Source organism: Rhodococcus sp. JS3073, assembly GCF_026810085.1.
Classification (GTDB): Bacteria; Actinomycetota; Actinomycetes; order Mycobacteriales; family Mycobacteriaceae; genus Rhodococcus_F; species Rhodococcus_F wratislaviensis.
In genome coordinates, this window is sequence record NZ_CP113951.1 from 8,045,343 (window position 1) to 8,061,679 (window position 16,337).

The following is a 16,337-nucleotide window of genomic DNA, read 5'->3' on the forward strand; positions in this document are numbered from 1 at the left end:
AAATAGTGGATAGGGTGAAATAGGGGGGGAGTGCGTAAGATGGGGGGATAACAGAGGGGACAATGTATAGGTAATTTTGAATGTTACGTCGCTGTCGAGATCACACACAGGTCAGGTTGTAATTTATGAGAGGGGGGAGGGGGGGGGGGGGGGAAAAATTATGGATGTTAAGTTAATAAATTATGGAAGAGTAGATAGAGGGTTGATGATAAAGATTAAGATTGGAATATAGTAAGATGAAAAGAAGATATAATGAGGAAAATAAGGTTTAGAATTGACAGAAGGTTAGAGAGAAGGAGGGTATATAAAAGAAGGTGGAATGAGGTGAGAAAGGATAGAGATAAAAGAGTAAAATATAAGGGAGTAAGATAATAATAAGAGGGGGAGGAGTGAGGAGAGGGTTAAATTATTAGGAAAGGATAGGAGCGGTCGGAAAGAAGGTAAATGACAGGTATTAGTAGTAGAGAGGAGGGAGGAAGGAGTGGTAATAGGCCGGACGCCTGGTTGTCGACCTGGTCCGGGCTCAGCAGCAACGCCGACTTCCTGCGCTGCGCCCCGACGGTGACTGCACCGACACTGTTCGTCGAACTCACCGGAGACCAAGCCTGCTTCCCCGACGATGCCAAGACGATGTGCGATGCACTCGGATCGACGGACAAAACCCACGTCCGCGTCGCCGGCACCCACTTCGGCGGACCGATCCGCGACGGCGCACCCACCGGTGCCAGCCTCGCCGCCGGAGACATCGGCGCGTGGCTGGCAGTCAGACTCCCGTAAATAGACGACCACAACTCGATACGCCGGACCTCGCGCCGCAGTGACCTGACTTCTTCCGCAGGTCACCGCGGTCGTCGGTCTGGGCTTACCCTCCGAGCGGAGAAACCGATGCGTGCCCGTATCTCACCCGCAGCCCCCGTTGTCGGGCTCTGCCTGATGGCCCTCGTCCTCGAGGGCTATGACCTCCTCATGTACGGAACAGTGGTTCCGTCACTGCTCACCTACGCCCCCTGGGACCTCGACGCCACAGACGTCGGGATGCTGGGCTCGCTCACCGGCATCGGCATGCTGGTCGGAGCCCTCCTCGCCGCGGCGGTTGCCGATCGGTGGGGACGCCGCCGCACCCTCCTCGCCGCCGTCGTCACGTTCTCCACAGCCATGGGTGCGTGCGCGATCGCACCCACCCCCGAGGTGTTCGGGGCGGGGCGCTTCGCCGTCGGACTCGGCGCCGGTGTCCTCATGCCCACAGCCGCCGCCACACTGATCGAATTCGCCGAACCCCGCGCCCGGGCCCGTTCGGTGGCCATGGGGTTCGTCGGCACCTGCATCGGCGGCATACTCGCCGGAGTGCTTTCCCTGTGGCTGGTGCCCACCCACGGCTTCCGGTCGATGTTTCTCGCCGGCATGGTGCCGGCGCTGATGTTCTTGCCCCTGATGCTCGCGTTCCTCCCGGAATCACCCGCCTACCTCGCTTTCCGTGGAGAACATGCCGCCGCGGCTGCGATTGCCGACCGGTATGGCGTCGAACGCACCGCCGCCCCTACTTCCACCCCGCCCAGCCGGGACCGTGGCCTACACGCACTCTTCGGTATGCACCGCACTCTCGCGACCCTGTTGTTCTGGTGCATGACTCTGCTCTGTTTGCTGGTGTTGTTCGGCGTGGCGACCTGGCTACCCGCGCTGATGAAATCGGCCGGATACCCTCTGGGCGCGTCCCTGTCTTTTCTCCTGACCCTGAACATCGGAGGCGCCCTGGGTGGCCTCGGCGGCGCCGTGCTCGCGGACCGGTACGGGATCAAACCCGTCACTGCAGCATTCTTTCTGTGCGGCGCGATCGCACTACTGCTCGTTACCACCACTCCGCCGTTGGTCGTCGTCTACTTGTTGGTGTTGCTCGCCGGAGTCGGCACGACCGGCACCCAGATCCTTCTCAATACGTTCATCGGCAGTCACTACCCCGCATCGAACCGTGCCACAGGACTGGGTATGGCCTTGGGTGTGGGTCGGATCGGGGCGATCGTCGGCCCCACCTACGGTGGCGTCCTCGTCGCGATCGGGACCGGAACCAACTGGCAACTGGCGGCTTTCGCCGCACCGGCCGTCGTCGGTGCCATCCTGACCGTGCTCGTTCCTCAGCGCACACCGATCCACCGATTCGCTCAGACCCGACGTCCTTCCGCGGCCGCGGATATCGATCGGAACGCTGTTTCATGACCGTCGGCCGGGAGTGGCGCAGATCACGGTCGGATATAGGATGTTCTGCGACATGACGAAGCTGCTCATCGCGATGGCCGGGGCACGAACGATGGACACCTCCGGCTACCTGTTCCGCGCGAAACAGTAAGGGGCAACCACAGTGGCACGCCTGCAGTCACTCAACGTCGGTATGCCGAAAGACGTGCCCTGGCAAGGCCGGACCGTCCACACCGGCATCTTCAAGTACCCCGTCGACGGCCCCCGCATGGTCCGCACGCTCAACATCGACGGCGACGGTCAAGGCGATCTCGGCGGTCACGGCGGAGAAATTCGTGCCGTGCTCGTCTACCAATGTCAGTCCTACGACTTCTGGCGGCGTCATCTCGGTCGCGACGATCTCGAATACGGCCAGTTCGGTGAGAACTTCACCGTCGACGGCCTACCCGACGACGAGGTGCACATCGGTGACCGCTATCGGATCGGTGACGCCGAGTTCGAGGTCACTCAGCCACGCGTCACTTGTTATCGGGTCGGAATGCGCCTGGGTGAACCCGAGATGCCTGCGCTGCTGGTTGCCCACCACCGGCCCGGGTTCTACTTCCGGGTCATCACCGAAGGTCGCGTGCATGCAGGCGACGAGATCATCCGCACCCGGATCGGCCGACACCGCATGAGCGTCGCCGCGATCGACGCACTGCTCTACCTACCCGACCGGGACATCGGCCAACTCCGGAACGCAGTGGACATCCCCGCGCTCAGCCCCGGCTGGCAGCGATCGTTTCGCGATCTGCTCGACACCGCAGAGCACCCGACGCGCGCCGAAGAGCCGCCCGCCGGCGCCCAACCGGACGGCTGGGCCGGCTTCCGACCGCTGCGGGTGTCACGGATTGTTCCCGAGAGCACAACTGTGGCGTCGATCCACCTGGCACCACACGACGACGCCCCGCTGACCCGGCCGAAACCCGGCCAGTACCTCACCCTCCGCGTCGCCGGCGCCGCCGACCCACCACCGGTGCGCAACTATTCGCTGTCCGCCGCTCCGTCGGACAGCGAGTACCGCATCAGCGTCAAACGCGAGACCCAGGGCCTCGTCAGCACCTATCTCCACACGCAGTTACGTGTCGGCGATACCGTCGACGTCGCTTCTCCGCGTGGCGATTTCGTTCTCACCGAAGACCACGATGACACCACGCCCGTGCTCCTGCTCTCGGCCGGCGTCGGGGTGACCCCCGTTCTGGCGATGCTGCATGCACTCGCCGCAGCCCACAGCAAGCGCGACATCTGGTGGCTGCACACCGCCCATTCAGCCGCCGAACACGCTTTCGCAGCCGAAGCGCACCGGTTGCTGACCAGCGTCGACCGAGGTCACGAACACGTCTACTACACCGCCCAGGGGCCGACGGCGAACCTGGTTCCGCCGGCCGTCCCCGGCCGCATCAACCGCGAAGCCTTGGCCGCACTGGGCCTGCCCCCCAACGTGGTCACCTACCTGTGCGGTCCTACCGCGTTCATGGCCGCGCTCCGCGAGGTACTCATGCACATCGGTGTGGAGTCCGACCGCATCCACACCGAGTTGTTCGGCGCACTCCCGGCCATCAACCCTGGACTCACCGACTCCACCCACACCCCGCCGCACCAGCCCCCGGGACCCGTCGGCACCGGGCCGCGCATCACGTTCACCCGCAGCGGACTCACCGTGCCATGGAGCGACGAGTACAGCACCGTCCTCGATTTCGCCGAAGCATGCGACGTTCCGACCCGCTGGTCGTGTCGCACCGGCGTGTGCCACACCTGCCAGACCCCGGTCCTCTCCGGGACCGTCCGATACCGACCGGACCCTCTGGAACCCCCGATCCCGGGCACGACCCTCTTGTGCTGCTCGCAACCCGAAACCGACCTCATTCTCGATCTCTGACAAGCCAGGGGGCCCACGTGGCTTCTCTGAGCGTCTTTCGGTGACACGATGGGCGGTAGCGGTGCCTCCCTCGACGGTCACCGAGTCGCCGGCGTCGGCGGCGGTGTCACCGTCCTTTTGCCTTGGAAGGTGAGGCCGGTGTCCGCGGCCTGACCGCCGCCGTCACCCGATGTCACCCGATGTCAGTAACAGGTACTATTGTGCAGCAACGCATTTCGCAGTTCGTGTCGACCGTTGACAGCTACCGGCTCGCTCAGGAGGGTCCGTCGCGCCAACTACCGCTGGAAAACGCAAAGCGTCACGGATCGATGATTTCCCGCGCCTACTCACACAGTAGTTAAGATTGCGTCGTGGACGGTGTCTGGCCGCTTACGGGCAGGGATGAGGAACTGCGGCGCATCTGGGCGGCTATCGAAGGCTCTGGTGATGGCTCTGGGGTTCTTGTGGCGGGCGGTGCCGGTGTTGGCAAGAGTCGGTTGGCGAGTGCCGCCGTCGCCGTACTTGCCAAACGGCACGCCGTCCGGTGGGTCACCGCTACGGCCTCGGCTCGAACTCTTCCGTTGGGAGCGTTTGCTCAATGGGCACCGATCTCGCAGGCCGACCCGATGATGGTCATCTATACCGTCATCAAAGCGCTCACTGCTGGCGACAAGCCCGTAGTCGTGGCCGTCGACGACGTTCACCTGCTCGACGACCTGTCCGTCGTCGTCATCCAACAACTCGTGCAGCGCGGCCTTGCCAAGGTCGTGCTCACCCTGCGCAGCACCGGCCCCCGACACAGCCTGGGGATTATTGATGCGGAAGTCAGGGGCCGGCTTGCGGCTCGCAGCCGATCCCGGGGTTGGATTCAGCTCGTGCTGTCGCGGGTAACCCGAAACCGATCCGAGGCAACACCCGCGTACAGCTGCTCCCGACCAGGACCAATCCGATGACCTCACACCGGCACATCACCACCGATCACGACGAGATCCGCGGTTGGATTCAGGCGCACCACGGCGCACCGGCACGAACGGCGGCGACCACCGACGCCGTAGGCGCTCTGCATATCGACTTTGCCGGGGTCCGCACTGGCGCGCTCGAGCACATTTCCTGGCAGGAGTGGTTTACTGCGTTCGATGCGCAGGGCCTCGCCCTGTGCTACCCGGATCCGCATGTGCGCGGCGGAGCGAGCGCGTGGTTCGAACTCGTGCCCCGCGGTCTCGGCGGCGGGTTTCATCCCTGACGTGAGCGGAGTGCATACGTTCGGGGGGTGTTGGCAGTCGCACTCAGCGCCCACCTCGGTACACCATCGGGCCTGACCAGCGGGAATTCGCTCACGCCGTGACCGGCTCGTGCCATGTAGCGACACTCCGAGCGCATCGTGGGCGGTGGGGATGTGTCGGTTGCGCGCCCGCGTACCGGGGTACGCGTCGCGAAAGACCACGTTGATCCGAAGGTCGGGGCGCCGGAGGATGTCCGCCGATGACCGATATCGTCACTGTCGACGAGAACGGGCGCTACCGGCTGCATCTGGAGCGCCGTTTGCACCACGACTGTGACGAGGTGTGGCGGGTGCTCCGCCTGCTGCATCCCGAGTGTGGAGACACGGGCATGGCGTGCCGTGCCCGGCCGCCCAGCCTGCTCGAGTACGCCTGCGGGGAGAGCGTGCTGCGGTGGGACATCACCGGCGACGGGCACTCCCGGTCGGTTCTGCGGTTCAGCCACCAGTGCCCCCGCCGTCAAGACGGAATCGAAGAGATGGGCTGGTGGCTCACCGAGCTCGACGTCCTCGGCGAACTACTCGACGGGGTGGAGGTGACCGATTTCCAACGCCGTGCCGAGGACATGATCGACCGCTGTCGACGCGCGTTCGAATAGGGACATCCCACGGCAGTAGCTGAGCGGCATGCGCGATTTGGCGTGGCTCGCGGCCAACCAGGGAAGAATTGGCATATGGCCCAGCCACCCAGCTCTACGCGACCCGTGAGCCCGGGTGTAGTGCGGTAGCCCGACCACGCTTGTCCCCGAGTTCTCGCGTTGTGTGCGCGGTTCAGCGGCCCGTTCCGTGGGTATCGGGATGGTGCAGTGCGTAGCGGCCGGGCCCGGTGGCCTTGGCCCGGTACATCGCCCGGTCGGCGTGATGAATCAGCTCGTGCGGGGAGACGTTGGCACCGGTGACGGCGATACCGATACTCGCGGTGATCGGTCCGTCACCCGGGTGCGGGTCCACGGTGGCGATTCGGTCGGCGATCCTGATCACGTCCGCGGGGCCGGTGACGGCCGGGCACAGGATCAGGAATTCGTCGCCGCCCAGGCGCGCCACGGTGTCGGTGGGCCGGACCACGGACCGTAGGCGGTCGGCGAGTCGGATCAGGGCGGCGTCGCCGCCGGCGTGCCCCAATCGGGCGTTGAGGTGTCGGAAGTTGTCCAGGTCGATCACCAACACCGCCACCCGGCCGCCGGTGCGGGCCGCCTGGTCGAGGGCGGAATTGAGACGCTCCAGGGCCAGGGTGCGGTTGGGTAACCCGGTGAGCGGGTCGTGCAGGCTCCGGTGCCGCAATCGCTCCTCCGCCTCGATGCGGTCGATCGCGGTGGACAGCACCGCGGCCACCGCGCACAGGAGGGCCACCTCGCATTCCCGGGTGGGGCGCGGACGTATGCCGTATGCGGTCAGCACCCCCCAGATCGGGTCGTGCCCGATCGGCACGCCGATGCCGCCGCCCAGCCCGTGCGCGGCCATGTCCGCGGTCGCGAACCGTCGCTCGCGGGCGCGGTCCGGGCAGCACACTACCGCCGTCTCGGTGGCCATGTACCCGGTCAGCGAACCGCGGCCGGCGGCGACGGTGCGCGGGCGCGGCCCGGGTCCGTGGTAACCAAGCACCGTCAGGGCCGCCCCGCCGGTGTCCGGCACCCGGGCCACCGCCGCGCACCGCGTCCCCAGCAGTGCGGTGACCTCAGCGGTCGCGGCGGTCAGGAGAGTGTCGAGGTCGGCGGTGACCGCCAGCCGGCTCAGCTCGGCGAGTACCTGTTGTTCCCGGCACCGCTGGTCGGCCGCCGCCAGGGCGGCGAGCAGCGATTGCTCCTGCTCGCCGGAGGTGGACGGCTCCCGGCCGATTACCCCGATCAGCAGCGGGTGCCCGTTCTCGTCGCGTTCGGTGACGAAGACCGACACGGCCGCCGGGATCGGTGCCCCGGTGCGCAAATTCCGCAACTCCGTTCGCCCGCACCACCGACCCCGTCCGGTCAGGGCGGCCGAGACCTCCGGTGCCTGCGTTACCGCGCTGGCGGTGCAGAGGTCGGCGGCCCTGCGCGCGGACACCTCGCCGGCCTTCGGGAACCCCACCAGGGCGGCCGCGGCCGGGTTCAGATAGCGGATTCGGCCCGAACCGAACTCCCACAGCGCCATCGGGGCGGGCGCGCATTCCAGTGCGGCGGCCAGCTGCGCCGACGTCGCCGCGCCCGGGAACGATCCCGTCTCGGATCGGGTCACCCCTTCGGGGAACTCGGATTGTGCGGCGCCCTCCGGCACCCGATACGGTTCGAATAATTCAGTCACGACTGGTCGGTTTCATTCTCGGACAACACCTTTCAGTGAATAGCTATGTCGCACCGGCTACCGCATTCGTTTCACGAGAAGGTTCCCGGGTCGCGGCATCGGCGGCGGTGACACGCCCAGGCGGAGATCTCCACGGTCCCGATGCCCCACGCCGGGGCACCTGCCGATTCACTGGCGTGCGGGGCGTGGTTTTGGGCAAGCCGCACTGGCCGATGATGCTGATGAAGACGCCGCATCCGGTGTTCGTCCGCGCCGCCTCCGTGGGGTGTGCCCGTTGCACATGCTGCGCCGGGAATTTCCGAAACCCGTCACTCCCGTGCGCGGTGATGAAATGCAGACACGGGACTCTCGGATATCCGTGTCGGCAAAATCATTCGCACATACTGCGAAGCGCCCCTCATCCTCGAGCCGCGCTTATCTCGCGGAGATCCACATTCTCGAACCGCGCTTCACGAAAGTTATTCCGGGTTAGCCTCCCCAATTTCGGGGTGACGATATCGACTCGACTGCGCGGCCGCCTGCCGACCGGGAACCGGTAGGCCGAGCTCACTTCACGGCCGAGGATGGCGGTAGGGGTTGGCGGCGAACTAGCCGGTGATCGTGCTGATCAGCGCGGTGGACCGGCTGCCCCCAGGTGAGCCGGGCCACCGCTGTCCTGGATTTGCTCCGTCGGTCAGCTCAGGCCGATGCCCATCAGAATTCACTCCTCTCGTGGTGATGAATCCACGGGATCGTCGATCCCCCGCTTACGGTGCCTATCGCGCTTGGGGTCGAGGAATGTTTCGCAAAAAACCCGAATTTCTCACATAATGAAATTAACAACCGCCCATAACGTTCTGGAAATTAACAACCGCCCATAATGTTCTGGGCAATCGATTGCGCAGCGGGGTGACTTAGAATTACTCGGCGCCTTTGTTTCTCGTGTGTATTTGCGTGATCCACGAGGTTACGGAGGTGGGGGCCGCGCACTCGACCTCGCCCCGCCGCGGCGGGGCGCCCCGCCCGGCCGAAGGGGTTCGGCGGCCGGAGCGGGGCTGGCTGCCCGGTCCGCCTTCGCGGCGCGGGCAGCGTACTCAGCGGGTACCCGCAGACAACTGCGCTACGCGGGTAACCAGGAAGGCCGGCAGACCCCGCGGTCATTCGGTGCGGTCCTGTCCGATCGGGACGCCGTGACGAACGAACTGCTCGCCGAACACGACGACGAGTTCGCCTCCACCCTCCGGGAACTCGAGGGCTTCGCTCAGATTGAGCGTCGCCGACGCGGGGTAGTCGGCGGGAACGAAGGCACCACCCACCGACCACGGCCCCCACCCTTTTCGCCGACGCCGGCGCCGAGGTGCACCACATCTACTCGACAAAGGGGTTGGGCGATGACAGGCAAAGGTCAGATGGCGTTGGCCGTGGGTGCCGGGTACATGCTGGGCCGCACGCACAAGATGAAGTTGGCGCTGATGCTCGCGGGCGCCGGAGCATCCAGTCGGTTTCCTTCTGGCTCACTGGGTGTGCTCGGTCAGGCCGGCAAGCTACTCGCGGATTCGCCCGAGGTCGCCAAGCTCGGCGAGACGGTCCGCAAGGAGTTGATGAACGCGGCGAAGACGGCCGCGGTCACCGCGGCCAGTCACCGCATCGACTCGCTCAACTCCCGGTTGCAATCGGGTGGCGACGAGGCCGCGGGCGGGAAGAGGTCCAAGCGCAAGAGTCAAGAGGAGCCCGAGGACGACTACGACGACGAGTACACGGAGGACGAGACCGCCGAGGAGGACGAAGCCGAGGAGGAGGCGCCCCGCGCCCGCAAGCGTCCGGCCCCACGCCGCCGCACCTCGAGCAGCGGTAGTTCCCGGCCCGCCCGGTCACGGTCCCGGTCGTCGACGAACAACGACGACGAAGACGACGATCTGGCCCGAGCCAGGGCCCGCAGGACGCGCGCGAAGGCGACGACCGATTCCGTACCCGTACGACGACGCACCCGGAAGTGATCAGCGATGACCTCGAATCTCGACAGTGCAGCGAAGAAGCTGCGCCAAAACGTGTCCGGTGAGGCCGCATCGGTGTCACCGCTGAAGAAGGCGGCGCAGGGCCTGCTTGGCACCGTGACCGACAAAGCGATGTCCACCGTGTCCGACAAGGTGCAGGGTGCGGCCGGCCGGCTGACCGACTACGCCGAGGGCGGCGGTGGAAGCCTGCTGTCCGCGGTCACCGGCAACGGCAACGGTGACGGTGACGGTGACGGGGACGAGAAGGGCGACGGCAAGTCACTGTTCTCCGGGCTGACCGACAAGGTGAAGGACACGGCGTCGGATGTGAAGGACGCGGTCACCGGTGGTGGCGGTGGCGGTAAGGGCAAGAAGCTCAAGTTGACCAATATCGTCGAAACGATCGATGTCGGTGTCCCGGTCCAACTGGCGTATAACCAATGGACCCAATTCGCGGACTTCCCCTCCTTCATGAAGAAGGTCGAGCGAGTGGAGCAGGAGGCGGACGAGAAGCTCGAGTGGAAGGCTCAGATCTTCTTATCGCACCGCACCTGGGAAGCGTCGATCATCGAGCAGGTCCCGGATGAGCGGATCGTGTGGCGCTCGAAGGGCGCCAAGGGTTTCATCGACGGTGCGGTGACGTTCCACGAGGTGACCCCGGATCTCACCCGCATCGTTCTGATCCTCGAGTACCACCCGAAGGGATTGTTCGAGAAGACGGGAAACCTGTGGCGTGCACAGGGACGGCGAGCGCGTTTGGAGTTGAAGCACTTCGGACGCCATGTCATGACCCAGTCCGTTCTCCATCCCGACGAGATCGAGGGGTGGCGCGGAGAAATCCGGGACGGCAAGGTCGTCGAACCCGAGGAGTCCGAGGACATCAACGAGGAACCGGACGACGACGAGACTGCCGAAGACGAAGAGCCGCAGGACCAGGAGGACGAGTCCGGCGAGTACGAGGAAGAGGAGGAGCCGGAGGACGAGACCGGCGAGTACGAGGAGGAGGAGGAGCCGGAGGACGAGACTGGCGAGTACGAGGAGGAGGAGCCGGAGGACGAGGCCGCCGAGGCGGAGGAGGAGGAACCGGAGGAAGAGCCGGAGGACGAGACCGGGGAGTACGAGGAGGAGGAGCCGGAGGACGAGGCCGCCGAGGCGGAGGAGGAGGAACCGGAGGAAGAGCCGGAGGACGAGACCGGGGAGTACGAGGAGTACGAGGAGGAGGAGCCGGAGGACGAGACCGCCGAGGCGGAGGAGGAGCCGGAGGACGAGACCGGCGAGTACGAGGAGGAAGAACCCGAGGAGGAGCCCGAGCCGCGCCGGCGTCCCGAGCCGCGGCGGCGTCGTCCCCGGAAGGCCGCAGCAAAGAAGGCCCCCGCAAAGAAGGCCGCCGCGAAGAAGGCCCCCGCGAAGAAGACCCCCGCGAAGAAGGCCCCGGCAAAAAAGACCCCTGCAAAGAAGACCGCAGCAAAGAAGACCACAGCAAAGAAGGCAACGCCGCGGCGTAGGACAGGAGCACGCGCATGACCACGGCCGGTGGACCTAGCTCGAGCAGTCTCGCCGACGTCATCGACACCATCCTCGACAAGGGCCTGGTGATCGATGCGTACGTGCGGGTCTCGCTGGTCGGTATTGAACTGCTGACGATCGACGCCCGCGTTGTCGTCGCCAGCGTCGACACCTACCTGCGGTTCGCGGAAGCGGTGAACCGGCTCGAGATCGGCAGCGAGCCCAAGGGGCTGACGGACCTGGCTGGGGGCGGCGAGGGAGGCGCTGAATCGAAAACTCAGGGCGCACTCGGGGCCGCCGGCGAGAAACTCGGCGACCTCCTCGGCGGCGGACAGGAAGAACCTCAGCGCGAACGGGTTTCACGCAAGTCCACTCGCGAGGACAAGTGATGTCGACGTCGGAACAGGCCAACGGGCACCCGAGGGCCGACCGGTCGGACCGTTTCGAGCAGTGGTGTAGTCGTCGAATTACTCAGTCTCTGGCGGTCTTTGATCGATTGAACTTCCGGAGTTCCGGGTAGTCCGGTAGTCCGCACTTACATCTCCACTTCGGGTATGCCACTGGCGAGCTGGACGCCGCGGCGGCGGTGAGAGCGCAGAGCGTGCCGAGGAACGATCGATACCGCCACGGGTCGAGCCGCCCGCACACGGCGTTGCGGAGGGCGATAGCGGGGCAGGGAGGAGCGAGGAGGATGACCACAGCGGGTGGGCCGAGTTCGAGCAGCCTGGCCGATGTCATCGACACCATCTTGGACAAGGGCCTGGTGATCGACGCGTATGTGCGGGTCTCGCTGGTCGGTATCGAACTGCTCACCATCGACGCCCGCATCGTGGTCGCCGGCGTCGACACCTACCTGCGATTCGCGGAGGCGGCGAACCGGCTCGCGATCGGCAGCGAGCCGAAGGGGCTGTCCGATCTGGTGTCGGGCGGGACGGAAAAGATCGCGAAGTCGAAGACGAAGAGCGCCATCGAAGAGAAGCTCGGCGGCCTGCTGGGCGGGCAAGAGGAACCGGAACGGGAACGGGTGTCGCGCAAGTCGACTCGAGGTGACAGGTGATGGCTACATCGGAGCAGACGAAGAAGCAGAAGAGCGAGAACACAGAGAAGTCGGAAAAGTCGGACAAGAAGCAGACGGCGGGGGTGTACGTCTACGGCATCGTCCCGGCCGACGTCGAACCTGGGGACGACGCGACCGGGATCGCGGATGGGAAGGTGGAGGTCGTCGCGAGCGGTGACATCGCCGCCCTGGTGAGCGAAGTGTCGGTGGACCGTCCGATCGGCAAACCCGAAGACCTCCGTGCCCATGCGAACGTGCTGGACGGGACGTCCCGGGTGGCGCCGGTGCTGCCGCTGCGGTTCGGTGCGGTGCTCACCGACGCCGACGCCGTGAAGGAGGAACTGCTCTCGGCACATGCGGACGAGTTCGCGGCGGCCCTCGAACAACTGGAGGGCAACGCCCAGTACGTGGTCAAGGGCCGGTATGCGGAGCAGGCGATCCTGCGGGAGATCCTCGACGAGAACGAGCAGGCGGCGCAGTTGCGTGAGGAGATCCGGGACAAGTCGGAGGACGCGGGCCGCCAGGCGCGGATGGCGCTCGGGGAAGTGGTGAACAACGCGATCGCCGGCAAGCGTGAGGAAGACACCCGCAAGACGGTCGATGCCCTGGGCGACCTCACCGACTTCGTCAACCGCCGCGAACCCACGCACGAGGAGGAGGCCGTGCAGGTCGCGGTCCTCGTCGACGTGGACAGGCAGGACGAACTCGAACAGGCTGTGGGAAAACTGGCCGAGGAGTGGGACGGCCGGGTCGAGCTGAAGCTGCTCGGGCCGATGGCCGCCTACGACTTCGTGGTCACCCAGAATCCGGCGGCGCAGGGCTGAACCACGGGATTGCTGTCTTTCATCGTCACGCTGCCGCTCCAGCCGGTGAAGGGTGTGATCTCGCTGGCGGAGTTGATCCAGCGGCAGGTCGAGGAGGAGATGCACAATCCGGCGGCAATCCGCCGCGGGCTCGAGGAACTCGAGGAGGCCCGTGCCCGGGGTGAGATCACGGCCGAAGAGGAGGAGCAGGCGCAACAGGCGCTCATCGACCGGTTGACGGGATCACCCTAGGGAAATCACCGGCAGGGCCGCGCTGGATCCGCGGTGCGGTAGCGATGGGACGGATGCGGTGCGTGGTCATCCCGATTCCGCGGTCCCGGACAGGCCTGCCGCGGTCGTGTGCCCGAGTTTGCTCTTCACACCCTCGGCCGCGAGGGCGGACGGGGCGGCGGCCGGGTGTCGACGTGGCCCGATCGAGGATCGTCGCCGCTGCCGGTGTTTCAGCGTCGGGGGTAACAGCGGGGCCGCACCCTCGATACACCATTATGGAGAGACGACGTGCGGATCCGGATACCGCTCTGGGCTACCTCGAAGGACTTCCCGCGCTGGTGCTGCTGGAACGGCTCCCGGTGCCGGTGCTCGCTGTCGACCGCGACGGTCACGTCGTGCACGTCAATCGCGCGTTCGAGGCCATGATGGGGTATCCGCACGATGTGCTCTCGGGGCGATCGATGCGAGATCTGCTCCCGACGGCGTCCCCTCCGCGGCCGGTTGCAGAGGATCTGCAACAGTCGGCGGGGACGATCGTGACGCTCACGCACCGAGACGGTTCTGCCGTGCGGGCGGCGATCAGCAAGTCCGTGCTGACACGTGCGGACGACCCGGTATTGCTCGTCTGCTTCCAGGACGTGACCGAGCTGTTGTGGGACGGTGGAAACGCGCCGACCTTCGGGTGAGGCCGCGATCGTGTCCGGTCGCTGGTCAGTGTCCGGGGGCCCGGAGGGTGCGTCGCGCAGGTCTCGAACGACACGTCCTTCACGCATGGGTTCTCGGTACGCACTCGGTCGGCGGCATCGGCCAACGCCGCCGACCCGCGAACGCCCGTGGTCGGGGCGCTGTTCAAGAGGACGGTCGGTGGGGTACTCGCGATCGGTCGGGATCGGCGCGCCCAGGCGAAAACACCTGGGGGCCGGAAGTGAGGAGCACAGCAATGACCACAGCGGGTGGTCCGAGCTCGAGCAGCCTGGCGGACGTCATCGACACCATCTTGGACAAGGGCCTGGTCATCGACGCCTACGTGCGGGTGTCACTGGTCGGTATCGAACTGCTCACCATCGACGCCCGCATCGTGGTCGCCAGCGTCGACACCTACCTGCGCTTCGCCGAGGCGGCGAACCGGCTCGCGATCGGCAGTGAACCGAAGGGCCTGTCCGACCTCGTGTCCGATGTCAAGGACAGTGGCAGCACGAAGTCCAAGACCAAGGGTGTCCTCGAGGGCGTGGGGGAGACGCTCGGTGAGCTGCTCAGCGGATCCGGAAGCGAACGCGAACCGGCACCCCGGCGGAGGCGGAAATGACCTCCGCCGACGACACCGACGACAACGACAACGACGAGGGTGCTTCGGCGGCGGTGATCTATGTGTATGGCATCGTGCCCGCGGACGTGCAACCCGAGGACGACGCCTCCGGCGTCCACGACGCCCCGATCGAGATCGTCGAACACGGCGACATCGCGGCGTTGGTCAGCGAGATCGACCCGGACCAACGACTGGGCACCCCCGCGGACCTGCAGGCCCACGCCCACATCCTCGACGGCACCTCGCACGTCGCCCCGGTGCTGCCGCTGCGGTTCGGTGCCGTCGTGTCCGACCGTGACGCGGTCATCAACGAGCTCCTCACCGAACACGAGGACGAGTTCGCTGCCGCTCTCAATGAGCTCGAGGGCTTCGCCCAGTACATGGTGAAGGGCCGCTATGTTGAGGAGACCATCATCCGCGAGATCGTCGACGAGAGCCCGAAGGCCACCGACCTGCTCGAAACGATCCGCGACCAGCCCGAGGAGCTCACCCGGGACGCCAGAATGGCCCTAGGGGAGATCATCGGCCAAGCCCTCGAGGCCAAACGGGACGCGGACACCCGCACCACCCTCGACGCGCTGTCACCGCTGACCGACACCGTCACCGTCCGCGAACCCACCCACGATGAGGACGCCGTCCAGCTCGCGGTCCTCTTCGAGGTGGACCGGCAAGGCGAACTCGAACGGACGGTCGGCGACCTGGCCGAACGCTGGGACAACCGGGTCACCATGCGCATCCTCGGCCCCATGGCCCCCTACGACTTCGTGGTCACACCGAAGCCGGAGGGCTGACGAAAAGGTCTGTGGTCGTTCAGGGTTCCCAGAGGCTGTGCTCACCCTGCACGTACCGGCTTTCGTGCGAGGTGTCCCGAGTGCGCGTTGAACCGCACCCGGCATCGGAGCGTTGGGTGCTGCGGAGGGTGGCTCCTGACATCACTACGCCGGCGGAAGCCCGGGCAGACGCACTCACCTGGCTGGACTTCGTTCTCGATGTCGATCTTCCCGACCCACCGACGTCACCACCGCATAGGTCGGGCCAAGTTCCCAGTACGTAGGACCGCCGGTTAGTTCTGTGCCTTCGGCGATGTGTCGGGGTGCCCGTAGCCAGGGGGCGCGCCCGGCCGCCGCTCGACCCCCAACGAATGGTGAGGGTCCGGCGGCGCCCTCGCCTCGGTGAGGGGAACCAGCCCACACCACCTGGATGGACCGAAATCGCTTGTCGTGCATCGAATCTCACCGTTCCGGTGCGGCTGTTCTCGGTGTGTTATCGACCGATTGTGACCGATCATTCCGTCGCTGATGCCATTCCCGGCCCGTCCTGCGCCCGAAGCGGCGCCGCCGGCGCTTTCAGTGGTGTTCGCGTTTGCCGATGCCGGGGTTACCGGCGGTGCTCGTGTGGTCTGTACTGGTCTCGGGATCCTGCTCGGCGCGTAGTTGCGCGTTGTCGGCTTGCAGGCGGCGGTTGTGGCGTTCGAGTTCGTCCGTGCGGTGCTCGAGGTCGAGAACCCGGCCGATACCGACGAGGTTGACTCCGGCCTCGATGAGTTCGGCGATGCGCCGAAGCCGGGCCAGGTCGTAGTCGCTGTAGCGGCGGGTGCCGCCGTCGGTGCGGCCTGGGGTGATCAGCCCGTAGTCCTCGTACAGGCGCAGCGCGGCGACCCCGAATCCGGACAGCTCGGCGGCTACCGAAATGCCGTAAACGCCGCGCAGCGACGGTGATTCGGAGTCGTACCGCTCGAATTTTTCGGGCACTTCTGCTCCGATCGGGAATTTTCTCGCGCAACCTCTTGTCATGGTCTATGACAGATGCTATACCAAA

16 protein-coding genes and 2 pseudogenes are annotated in these 16,337 nt (G+C 65.9%); 15 read left to right on the plus strand and 3 right to left on the minus strand.

All coding sequences use genetic code 11. The annotated features are described in order from the left end of the window. Window positions 1–492: 492 nt before the first annotated feature. From OYT95_RS36660 to OYT95_RS36685, 6 genes and pseudogenes are all read left to right on the plus strand, one after another. Window positions 493–777: pseudogene (locus OYT95_RS36660) on the plus strand (alpha/beta hydrolase); the annotation flags it as partial. A gap of 108 nt (window positions 778–885) precedes the next feature. Beyond that, a complete protein-coding gene (locus tag OYT95_RS36665) occupies window positions 886–2,211 on the plus strand; it encodes an MFS transporter (RefSeq protein ID WP_268790399.1) in 1,326 nt (441 codons plus the stop codon). Window positions 2,212–2,353: 142 nt separating this feature from the next. Then, window positions 2,354–4,108 carry an MOSC and FAD-binding oxidoreductase domain-containing protein gene (locus OYT95_RS36670; protein ID WP_268790400.1) on the plus strand — a complete coding sequence of 585 codons (1,755 nt, stop codon included), beginning with the start codon at window positions 2,354–2,356 and terminating at the stop codon, window positions 4,106–4,108. A gap of 350 nt (window positions 4,109–4,458) precedes the next feature. Continuing rightward, window positions 4,459–5,040 (plus strand): ATP-binding protein, encoded by a 582-nt coding sequence (locus OYT95_RS36675; protein ID WP_268790401.1) that lies wholly within the window; start codon window positions 4,459–4,461, stop codon window positions 5,038–5,040. Next, window positions 5,037–5,330: a hypothetical protein gene (locus tag OYT95_RS36680; RefSeq protein ID WP_037231836.1), complete on the plus strand. Its 294-nt coding sequence runs from the start codon at window positions 5,037–5,039 to the stop codon at window positions 5,328–5,330. Before OYT95_RS36675 ends, OYT95_RS36680 begins: the two co-directional genes overlap by 4 nt. 239 nt (window positions 5,331–5,569) lie before the next feature. Then, window positions 5,570–5,965: a hypothetical protein gene (locus OYT95_RS36685; protein WP_037231839.1), complete on the plus strand. Its 396-nt coding sequence runs from the start codon at window positions 5,570–5,572 to the stop codon at window positions 5,963–5,965. 172 nt (window positions 5,966–6,137) lie between these two features. Here the strand turns inward: OYT95_RS36685 and OYT95_RS36690 are convergent, their stop codons facing one another. Further along, window positions 6,138–7,643, minus strand: coding sequence for a sensor domain-containing diguanylate cyclase (locus tag OYT95_RS36690; protein ID WP_268790403.1), 1,506 nt, complete (start codon window positions 7,641–7,643; stop codon window positions 6,138–6,140). A 1,136-nt stretch (window positions 7,644–8,779) separates the two neighbouring features. Next, a complete protein-coding gene (locus tag OYT95_RS36695) occupies window positions 8,780–8,938 on the minus strand; it encodes a hypothetical protein (protein ID WP_268790404.1) in 159 nt (52 codons plus the stop codon). A gap of 75 nt (window positions 8,939–9,013) precedes the next feature. Here OYT95_RS36695 and OYT95_RS36700 point away from each other — a divergent pair, with 75 nt between their 5' ends. From OYT95_RS36700 to OYT95_RS36740, 9 genes are all read left to right on the plus strand, one after another. Further along, window positions 9,014–9,619, plus strand: coding sequence for a hypothetical protein (locus tag OYT95_RS36700; protein WP_268790405.1), 606 nt, complete (start codon window positions 9,014–9,016; stop codon window positions 9,617–9,619). Between the two features lie 6 nt (window positions 9,620–9,625). Beyond that, window positions 9,626–11,140 (plus strand): SRPBCC family protein, encoded by a 1,515-nt coding sequence (locus OYT95_RS36705; protein ID WP_268790406.1) that lies wholly within the window; start codon window positions 9,626–9,628, stop codon window positions 11,138–11,140. Beyond that, window positions 11,137–11,511 (plus strand): gas vesicle protein GvpJ, encoded by a 375-nt coding sequence (gvpJ, locus tag OYT95_RS36710; RefSeq protein WP_037231892.1) that lies wholly within the window; start codon window positions 11,137–11,139, stop codon window positions 11,509–11,511. The genes OYT95_RS36705 and gvpJ (OYT95_RS36710) overlap by 4 nt, the downstream gene beginning before the upstream one ends. A 302-nt stretch (window positions 11,512–11,813) precedes the next feature. Beyond that, window positions 11,814–12,179: a gas vesicle protein GvpJ gene (gene gvpJ / locus OYT95_RS36715; protein ID WP_268790407.1), complete on the plus strand. Its 366-nt coding sequence runs from the start codon at window positions 11,814–11,816 to the stop codon at window positions 12,177–12,179. Next, on the plus strand, window positions 12,179–13,003 hold the full coding sequence (locus OYT95_RS36720) for a GvpL/GvpF family gas vesicle protein (RefSeq protein ID WP_268790408.1): 825 nt from the start codon (window positions 12,179–12,181) through the stop codon (window positions 13,001–13,003). Before gvpJ (OYT95_RS36715) ends, OYT95_RS36720 begins: the two co-directional genes overlap by 1 nt. Before the next feature lie 9 nt (window positions 13,004–13,012). Beyond that, a complete protein-coding gene (locus OYT95_RS36725) occupies window positions 13,013–13,234 on the plus strand; it encodes a gas vesicle protein GvpG (RefSeq protein ID WP_268790409.1) in 222 nt (73 codons plus the stop codon). Between the two features lie 254 nt (window positions 13,235–13,488). Continuing rightward, the gene (locus tag OYT95_RS36730; RefSeq protein ID WP_037231898.1) at window positions 13,489–13,899 is read left to right on the plus strand and encodes a PAS domain-containing protein; all 411 of its coding nucleotides are present in this window, start codon (window positions 13,489–13,491) and stop codon (window positions 13,897–13,899) included. 254 nt (window positions 13,900–14,153) lie between these two features. After that, window positions 14,154–14,519, plus strand: a complete 366-nt coding sequence (gene gvpJ / locus OYT95_RS36735; protein WP_268790410.1) for a gas vesicle protein GvpJ — start codon at window positions 14,154–14,156, stop codon at window positions 14,517–14,519. Continuing rightward, on the plus strand, window positions 14,516–15,310 hold the full coding sequence (locus tag OYT95_RS36740) for a GvpL/GvpF family gas vesicle protein (RefSeq protein WP_128638433.1): 795 nt from the start codon (window positions 14,516–14,518) through the stop codon (window positions 15,308–15,310). Before gvpJ (OYT95_RS36735) ends, OYT95_RS36740 begins: the two co-directional genes overlap by 4 nt. A gap of 594 nt (window positions 15,311–15,904) precedes the next feature. Here the strand turns inward: OYT95_RS36740 and OYT95_RS36745 are convergent. Then, window positions 15,905–16,312: pseudogene (locus OYT95_RS36745) on the minus strand (MerR family transcriptional regulator); the annotation flags it as partial. Window positions 16,313–16,337 lie beyond the last annotated feature (25 nt).

Bases quoted from the DNA above. Each gene is read 5' to 3' on its own strand.
- OYT95_RS36665 (WP_268790399.1), top strand. From the start codon at position 886: ATGCGTGCCCGTATCTCACCCGCAGCCCCCGTTGTCGGGCTCTGCCTG.
- OYT95_RS36680 (WP_037231836.1), top strand. From the start codon at position 5,037: ATGACCTCACACCGGCACATCACCACCGATCACGACGAGATCCGCGGT.
- OYT95_RS36685 (WP_037231839.1), top strand. From the start codon at position 5,570: ATGACCGATATCGTCACTGTCGACGAGAACGGGCGCTACCGGCTGCAT.
- OYT95_RS36700 (WP_268790405.1), top strand. From the start codon at position 9,014: ATGACAGGCAAAGGTCAGATGGCGTTGGCCGTGGGTGCCGGGTACATG.
- OYT95_RS36705 (WP_268790406.1), top strand. From the start codon at position 9,626: ATGACCTCGAATCTCGACAGTGCAGCGAAGAAGCTGCGCCAAAACGTG.
- gvpJ (WP_037231892.1), top strand. From the start codon at position 11,137: ATGACCACGGCCGGTGGACCTAGCTCGAGCAGTCTCGCCGACGTCATC.
- gvpJ (WP_268790407.1), top strand. From the start codon at position 11,814: ATGACCACAGCGGGTGGGCCGAGTTCGAGCAGCCTGGCCGATGTCATC.
- OYT95_RS36720 (WP_268790408.1), top strand. From the start codon at position 12,179: ATGGCTACATCGGAGCAGACGAAGAAGCAGAAGAGCGAGAACACAGAG.
- OYT95_RS36730 (WP_037231898.1), top strand. From the start codon at position 13,489: ATGGAGAGACGACGTGCGGATCCGGATACCGCTCTGGGCTACCTCGAA.
- gvpJ (WP_268790410.1), top strand. From the start codon at position 14,154: ATGACCACAGCGGGTGGTCCGAGCTCGAGCAGCCTGGCGGACGTCATC.
- OYT95_RS36740 (WP_128638433.1), top strand. From the start codon at position 14,516: ATGACCTCCGCCGACGACACCGACGACAACGACAACGACGAGGGTGCT.